The organism is Nocardia anaemiae NBRC 100462, from assembly GCF_001612725.1.
Taxonomy (GTDB): Bacteria; Actinomycetota; Actinomycetes; order Mycobacteriales; family Mycobacteriaceae; genus Nocardia; species Nocardia anaemiae.
In genome coordinates, this window is the sequence record NZ_BDAZ01000089.1 from 24,904 (window position 1) to 31,721 (window position 6,818).

Annotated in this window: 6 protein-coding genes; 1 reads left to right on the forward strand and 5 read right to left on the reverse strand. The window is 61.7% G+C overall.

The annotated features are described in order from the left end of the window. Positions 1 to 19 precede the first annotated feature (19 nt). The 4 genes from NA5_RS39935 to NA5_RS36740 all read right to left on the reverse strand — a co-directional run bounded on the left by NA5_RS39935 (position 20) and on the right by NA5_RS36740 (position 5,296). Positions 20 to 1,225, reverse strand: coding sequence for a 2-deoxy-scyllo-inosose synthase (locus tag NA5_RS39935; RefSeq protein ID WP_084484698.1), 1,206 nt, complete (start codon positions 1,223 to 1,225; stop codon positions 20 to 22). Between the two features lie 1,643 nt (positions 1,226 to 2,868). Beyond that, positions 2,869 to 3,270, reverse strand: coding sequence for a VOC family protein (locus NA5_RS36730; RefSeq protein ID WP_063813812.1), 402 nt, complete (start codon positions 3,268 to 3,270; stop codon positions 2,869 to 2,871). 559 nt (positions 3,271 to 3,829) lie between these two features. After that, positions 3,830 to 4,621: an SDR family oxidoreductase gene (locus tag NA5_RS36735; RefSeq protein WP_062993646.1), complete on the reverse strand. Its 792-nt coding sequence runs from the start codon at positions 4,619 to 4,621 to the stop codon at positions 3,830 to 3,832. A gap of 96 nt (positions 4,622 to 4,717) precedes the next feature. Continuing rightward, positions 4,718 to 5,296, reverse strand: a complete 579-nt coding sequence (locus NA5_RS36740) for a TetR/AcrR family transcriptional regulator (RefSeq protein ID WP_062993647.1) — start codon at positions 5,294 to 5,296, stop codon at positions 4,718 to 4,720. A 227-nt stretch (positions 5,297 to 5,523) separates the two neighbouring features. Between NA5_RS36740 and NA5_RS36745 the strand changes: the two genes are divergently transcribed. Then, positions 5,524 to 5,862 carry a GFA family protein gene (locus NA5_RS36745; protein WP_062993648.1) on the forward strand — a complete coding sequence of 113 codons (339 nt, stop codon included), beginning with the start codon at positions 5,524 to 5,526 and terminating at the stop codon, positions 5,860 to 5,862. A 438-nt stretch (positions 5,863 to 6,300) separates the two neighbouring features. Here NA5_RS36745 and NA5_RS41030 read toward each other — a convergent pair whose 3' ends face one another. Further along, positions 6,301 to 6,618 carry an SDR family NAD(P)-dependent oxidoreductase gene (locus tag NA5_RS41030; RefSeq protein ID WP_157110856.1) on the reverse strand — a complete coding sequence of 106 codons (318 nt, stop codon included), beginning with the start codon at positions 6,616 to 6,618 and terminating at the stop codon, positions 6,301 to 6,303. Positions 6,619 to 6,818: the final 200 nt, after the last annotated feature.

The following is a 6,818-nucleotide window of genomic DNA, read 5'->3' on the forward strand; positions in this document are numbered from 1 at the left end:
TAATTCGGCGGCGCACTCATCAGACCGCTTCAGCCGCCACGAGGGACGCGGTGTCGCGCACTCCGGCAACGAACGCTTCCAGCGCCGCGCGCACTTCTCCAGCGGTGACAGAAACCAGCGGCAGTTCACCCGATTGCGCGGGTGTACCGAGTTTTTGCAGGAGTACAAAAGCGGCGGCGTCGTCCGCAAGCGGCAGATAACCCCGTTTGTTGTCATCGTGAATCGTGTCGATGATCTGGTCTATCGTCATTCCGTCGGGGAAGCGCGCCGTGATGCCGAGAGCGGTCACGAGCTCGTCGTGTATCTCAACTTCTTCTTCCGTCAGCCATCCGCGCGCGAACGATATTCGCGCGGCAATCAGCATTCCGAGCGCGATGGATTCGCCGTGTGAGAGCCCTTGGGTATCACGCTGCCGATAGTCCAGTAATTCGATCGCGTGCCCGATCGTATGTCCGTATTCCAGAACGAGACCGCGTTTTCGTTCGTAGGTGTCATCCTGTGTTACCTTCCCCTTTGCACTGATACTGGCATCCAGCAGCCACAGCAACGACTCGGGTGCAGCGAGTTCTCCCGCGGCCAGGATTCGCTGTAGTTCAGGAATGGTCTCCGGCATGATAGCCAGGCAGTTCTTGGTCATCTCACCCAGTCCTGAGCGAAGTTCTCGAGGCGACAAGGTGCTGAATAGTGCGACGTCTGTTAGAACCGCTGCCGGTGCGTAATAACTACCGATATGGTTCTTGCCCACCCGGCTGTTGATAGCCTGTTTGAGCGACAGTACCGAATCCATTGCGCTGACGGTTGTGGTCGGGATGTGAACGAGCCGTACCCCACGGAACAACAAGCTTGCTATCAGTCCGGCAAGATTTCCCGGAACCCCGCCTCCGAAGGCGACGACGACCGACCGCCGCGTGGCCCCTGCCTGCAGTGCGTGCTCGATATGCTCACTGAGGCAGGACAGGGTCTTCATCGCTTCACCGGGTTCATGGCTCAGGACCGTTACGGGTATTTTGCTTCCCAGAGCGCGAAGCAATTCTTGCCCGTGCAGCCCGAAGACGTGATCGTCGGTAACGACTACAAATCTGTCCGCGTCGAGAAGGTCCAAGGTCTCAGCAATGGTGTCGAGGCAGTCGATGCCGAACAGATACGGAAACTCGGACTCGCCGATCCGTATGTGGCGCTGCTGCATGTTCGGATGCGATACTAGCTCTTTTTCGGTCGAAGGCATGTGTTCACTCCCATTTAACACGGAATTTATGCTGCAATTACCAGCCGTCGATCTCGGCGTCGAGGTATCAACATGTCGGAGATTAACGTGCAGCTACCGTCCGAAACATCCGCCGAAACGAAGAAAATATCCGCCGGAATCGAGGAAAACATCCGCATCGCAGGGTTGGCGCGACAAGACGCATGGAGAGTATTCCCATTCATGGCGATCGCGAGAGTAAGGTGCTACTCTCGGAGTCTATTTCTCTCGAACTCTCGACATCGTGACAGACTTCATCTTCAAGCGTGCCACAGTCCAGATGTCGAAAGCGCCACTGTCGCAACGAAATCAACTGTTTCAGCCTCGTCCGCAACCGCATCGGTCACCAACTCGTCAGTCACAACAATAGCCTCAAAAACGTTGCGCAACAAGCCAAACCAACACGCCGGACTCATTCTGAACCAAGTTCTAACGCGACTTTTCGCGCCAATGGACCTTCTGTCGCCGATCGCGTCGGATGCGATTGCGCTACAGTTTGCGAATCACTGTGGCGATGTCGGGCAATGTCGCTGACTACCAAAGGAATTGGCTCATCAGTCGGTCGTGATTGCAGTCGGCGCCGTGGCCGCCGTTGGGATGCGACATGCCCTGACCACGGTTCCTCGCAACTCGCATCTGATGCGACTGGCACAGGGGTGGTTTGAGGTTCACCGTGGGTAGTGGACACCGAGTTGGCAGGATCTGCGATCCTGCTGGAAGACGAGCGGCACGACATCCCAGCAGCGATCGACTGTCCCGGCTGCCTACCGACAGGGGCACGATCTTCCAGTAGGACTCGAGGTCGAGGATGTCCGAGTGCTCACCCGCCGGTCGGCGACCGCAAGGAGTTTGCCCCAATAGCGCACTCCCGTAACTGATTAGGATGTCATCGCCCCCAAGCCCTACGCTCGTGAGTTCCGCGACGATGTCGTGCGCGTGGCCCGAAACCGCGGCGACGGTGCGCCCCTGGAACAGGACGCCGCGGATTTCGGGGTCCATCCGATGATGCTGTCGAAATGGATGCGCCGACCCAAATGCCCGGCAGCGTGCGACTCACGGTACATCGTTGCTGTAGGTCCGTCGACAATCACGAAGTCGGCGGGGGATCTCACCCATCTGAGGTATGCGATCCATGCCACACCAATACAAGGCAATTCACGATAATCGGCATGAGGGGACGTTCCTGCCCCGGAATACCGCGGGTCCGAATATGGCTGGCCGCCAGTCGAATGCGACTACACGATCTACACGCCACCCATTCGGCCCGACTGCCGACACCACGCCTTCGGTGAGCGGCTTACCACAAGCCCGAAACAGAAAGAAGCGCACCACGAGATGGGCCGTCTAAACCGATATGACCACTGAGCCGATTCACCCGCCCGATACGGGCCCCCCACTGCAGCCCTACGTGCCGCGCATAATCCGCGCCACTGAGGAGGAGGACCCGTCCGCCTGGATCGAATACCTTCGGCGAGCGCAAGTCCTGGAACATGACGAGCCGTAGGTAGGTCCGACAGCGAGAAGTCGCCCCCGCAACGGATCCGGAAGTCGAATTGCGCACTTGCACACGGATAACCATGAATTTGCGGTGCCGCATGTGGCGTGGACCAAACGTGGTCGAAGCGTTAGTGCCAGGAAGGTCGCTGCGCCAGCAGGTGGGGGAATTCGGTTTGCAGCACGCAGAATTCGTTGTGCCAGGGATCTCGTAGCACCCAGAAGTCGTAGCCGCGTTCGTGCTGGTGGTCCCACCTGGCTGCGCCGAGCTCCTCGAGGCGGCGTACCTCGGCCTCCACGTCGTCGGTTTCGATGTCGATGTGTACCCGTTCTTTCGACGCCTTTTCGTTCGGGGTCACTTGCAGCAAGATCCGAATCTCGGAATCGGGCAAACGCAGACGTCGGTAGACACCGCGGCTGGCGAGGCGTACCGGTTCCTCGTTAGCGCCGAGGGCGCGTCCCCAGAACACGACTGCTTGATCGAGATCGGACACGTCGATGACGATGTGGCACAGTCGACTTCGATGACTCACGGCCTGCAGCGTAGCGGGGCCCTGCGGGTAGCCGTCGAGCAGGACGCTGCGGCTAGCCCGAGTTGGTGTGGGTGCCAAATCGCTGGGGCGCGGCGCTGTCCGGACAGGCGAGCTGGCGGCTAAAACGACGGCGCCCTGATGTCGATTACGAGACATTTCGGTGCTGGCCGGTCGCGGGTCAGATCATGGCCGTGGTTCTGGTTGCCATGGCGATTCCACGATTGGCTGCTCGGGATGTCGGACCAATTCAACCAACGCCCAGACCTGCTCGAAGGTGAATGTTAGGCCTTCTACAACTAACTTGCGATTGCTGCCGCCGTACCGAGCGCCCGCCAACTGGCTCTGTTCGCCAATCCTGATAGTGGTTGTTCCGAACATCGACAGCACTGGCGTTCGGCGGTAAAGCGATGTTCCCGAATGATGACAGAGGCGCGTCGTCCCACCGGCCGCATCGGGGTTGACGCGCGCCCAGCGGCATGAGTGGACACTACTGCCAGCCAAAGCTTGTGCCAGCAAGGGCTGGCAGGTACCGAAATAGACCGTGGTCGGCGCGATGCCTCTAGACTGTCTTGATGGCCCCGCCGTCGGCTAAATAGTCTGCGCCGGTGAGGTTTCCGGACTGTGGAGATGCCAGGAACGTCACCAGGGCTGCGGTTTCGTGCGGCTCAGTGAGGCGGCCAGTCGTGATGCCCATCCGGGCCGGGGCCTGAGCGAGGAATTCATCAAGGGTGAGTCCGTTCTGGGTGGCGACTTCGGCGGCGTACCCGTCGGTGGCTGACCAGTTGCGGGTGCGGGTGGGGCCGGGGGAAACGGTGAGCGCACGCAGGCCTTGCCCGCCGAATTCTTCGGCGAGAGCCTTGGTGAGGTTGTTGAGCGCGGCTTTGGCGGTGCCGTAGTCGACGGGATGGTAGGCGGCGCGGGCCCCGATGGAGGAGATGTTGATGACCACGCCACGCTGTCGGAGCAAGCTGGGCAGGACGCGGCGGGTGACCCGGACGGTGGCGAACAGGTTGAGTTCGTAGGTGCGTTGCCAGGCGTCGTCGGCGATGTCGAGGAAGCCGGCGGCGTCGGCGCTGCCGGGGACGACGCCACCGAGGTTGTTGATCAGGATGTCGATCTCGCCGAGGATCTCGGTGGCCCGTTCGGCCAAGACGGCGGCGCCGTCTGGGCTGGCCAGGTCGACCGGCACGGCGGTGGCGCGTCCGGCGAGCTCGCGCAGTTCGGGGGTGATGGTGCGCGCGGCGGCGGCGACGCGGACGCCTTCGGCGGTGAGCGCCCGCACGATTTCCAGGCCGATTCCTTTGCTTGCTCCGGTGACAACAGCGGTCTTTGCGGATAGTTGCAGGTCCACAATGCTTCCTTTCTGGAACTACGGTTACAATTTAAGGATGGCATGCACGGCCTCGGCCGAACGGCTGGCTCCCGTATCAGCCCAGGTGGTGGCGAATTACAGTGCGCGCATCGCCGTTTCGGCTAAACCGGCGAGTCGGTCGGAGCGGGCGTCGGCCTTGGCGAGTACGCGCATGCCGTTGATGGTTGCGAGCAGGAAAGTCGCCGCGGCGTCCGGATCGAGGTCCTCGGCGAACTCCCCAGCGCGCTGGCCCTCCTCGATGGCTCCCCGGAACGCATCGTGCTGACGGTCGAAGATACGTCGAACGAGCAAGTCGACCATCTCGTCGTCGCCGCCCAGCTCGACAGCAGTGTTGGCGGCCAGGCATCCGCGACGTTCGGTGTCGGTGCAGGCCGCATCGAGCACCATGGTCAGCGCGGCGTGTACTCGTTCGCGAGGTTGCCCCGGTCCGTCGAGTAGATCGATCACGCGCACCGTTTCCTGAGCCTGGTAGCGGCGCAGCGCCCGCTGGAACAGATCATGTTTACCGGCGAACGCGTTGTAGAGGCTGCCTCGGCCGATGCCGATCGCGTCGAGCAGGTCCTGCGGCGTGGTCCGGGCGTATCCCTTGCGCCAGAACACCTCCATCGCCTTTGCGACCGCCTCGTCGGGGTCGAAACTCTTCGTGCGTGCCATGAGGTCGACGATAGATATTCTGTAACTATGAGTCAAATAAGTGGCGGCTCGGTGCTTGTCCGGTCCAAGCCAAGGCTCAAATGCGCGGAAATCGGCACTATCGGATGGCCGACTGCCGTCGCCATGATCAGCGGCGGGACAGATCTGGAACGTGTTTCCCGGGAGCATCAATCATTGTCGGTAGTCCCACGATTGGCGACGCGGCAGTCGACGGCGAGTCCACTTGCATGGTGCAGAGAAGCGGGCGGATCCGGTTCCGTGCCGATGCGGAAGCTGGCTGGCCCCACTTGTGCTCGCGCCCGCACTGCCAGACGCTGGCCGGTGGCTCGGTCGCTGCCTGGGTCGATTTCCCGCTCGAGAGGTTCGACTGGACCGGCCCTGGCGGTGAGCCGACCTGGTACAACACCTACCCGACGACCACGCGCGGGTTCTGTCCCACCTGCGGCTCGCTCGTCGCCGCGATCGACGAGGGCGGTGCCTTCATGGGCATCACCATGATGGCGTTGGATGACCACAGCGGCCTGACTCCAGTTCACCAGGGCTCCAAAGAGAACGCTGTGGCGTAGCTGCCGACGATCGAACCGTCGACGCCGGTGCGAGTTGCCGAGACCATAGACGCCCTCTACCGGTCGGCGCACCAGGCGAGCGACTCGGCCTGGGCGGCGGCCACCACCAGACCGGCGGATCGATCAGCACCCCGTTCCGAGATCTACCGGCACCTCAACCTGCGGATGGCCAACCACCCCGCAAAAACGACTCGTGCGGGTCGAGACATCTCTCGACCCGCACGGTTGGGGTTATGGTAAGTGTCCGGAGGGGGTATCGACCACTACGCCAACCTCCTGCGACATCGAAAACTGCTGGTCATCGGCAAATAGCGAGACGGTGACGACCGAACCATCGCGTCCCGCCGATGCGGTCGCGGTCGTGCGCACAGCCGACGCGGGCTGACTGCACGAGTGGCATCTATTGTGCGTCGCTAGATCGTGGCACAGAATATGTGATCACGTGATGACGCGCCTATTCTCTTGAGATGCAACACTTTTCGGTGTTCCAGTGGCGTAGCTGGGCGGAAGGTGCTGGCGTCGGGTTCTGGCATTGGCGAACATGACGTCGAGGCGGCCGAACTCCGATGCGGCTGCCTCGACGGCGGTGTCGAGATCGGATTCGGACCGCACATCGCAACCCAGGCCGACTGCCGCGCCACCGTTTCGCGGACCGATCTGCAGCTCGGCCGCCGATGCGGTAGTCAGAGGGCTGACGTATCGCACGACTGCGATCTCGGATTCCTCGGAATCGAGAGCCTGCCACAGCTCGCTGATGACTTGGCCACTGCGGGAACCGGAGTATCAAATCCTCGGAATGCGCATCGAGCGACAGAGGCTTCGAGGAAGCTGGAGATGCAAGTGTTGGGATACCAGCGCTCCATCGCGGGCGGGACGTGAAGCGATGCGGGTAGGCCCGCTCGAGCATGTTCACCACCACGTCATCCCGTTACCGTGCGGGGGTCGATTACAAAGAA